General features: G+C 53.4%; 1 protein-coding gene. It reads right to left on the bottom strand.

Annotation, left to right across the window (positions count from 1 at the left end; all coding sequences use genetic code 11):
- Positions 1-264: 264 nt before the first annotated feature.
- On the bottom strand, positions 265-582 hold the full coding sequence (locus QP324_RS12305) for a transposase (RefSeq protein ID WP_013887466.1): 318 nt from the start codon (positions 580-582) through the stop codon (positions 265-267).
- Between the last annotated feature and the right edge of the window lie 194 nt (positions 583-776).

The following is a 776-nucleotide window of genomic DNA, read 5'->3' on the forward strand; positions in this document are numbered from 1 at the left end:
GAACTCGACGGAATACTTTCTAGGCATAGTTCAATCCTTCCTTAGCTGAGGTAGGAACTAAACCCAGGACGCTTCAATTATCCCGATGGATAGCACTAATGCGTTCAACCAGCACAGCATCACGAAGGCCGCGAGCACTTACCCCACGGGCCTTGGACTGACGATACCCACGCGAGGTGATGAACCCACCAGCGCGGTTTTTCTTCAACGTCTTACAGATGAACTCGACAGAGAAACGATTCCGGTATTCATCGATGAACCGGATCATTTCCGACGTTTTGGGTCGAGTTCCGACGCGAAAAAAGCTGAGGCAGCCTTTAAAAGTTCATTGGTGTCGCGTAGCTCTTGATTTTCACGGCGAAGCCTCGCGTTTTCGGCGGCCAGATCTTCAGGCACGGGTTCTGGGATGTTTCCCGCACGGCGGGCCTGTTGGGTCCATTGACGGGCTGTGTGCCATGACACCCCCAGCTTTGGGGCTACTGCCTGGCACGCGGCTTGCATCGACATATTTTCCGCCAAGATGCGGTCCTCTACAAGACGGACCACACGATCCTTCGCATCCTGGTCAAATTTTCTTGGCATATTCCAGATTTCCCATCTACTCAAACGGAACAAAACCTGGGACACTTCAGGTGTCTTCGAGGATGAGGTCGATGAGTGCTTGTGCGGCGGTGGTTGTGGTCTGGTTGGTGTAGGCGTGGACCTGACCCCTGTTTGGTAGACACCTGATATCCAGCCCGGTTGGGTTGGGAAGAAAGGTAATCTACCACCATGCC

It is taken from the genome of Corynebacterium sp. UMB0012, from assembly GCF_030216265.1.
GTDB lineage: Bacteria > Actinomycetota > Actinomycetes > Mycobacteriales > Mycobacteriaceae > Corynebacterium.

Coding starts and splice junctions, on each gene's coding strand:
- QP324_RS12305 (WP_013887466.1), bottom strand. CDS start 582: ATGCCAAGAAAATTTGACCAGGATGCGAAGGATCGTGTGGTCCGTCTT.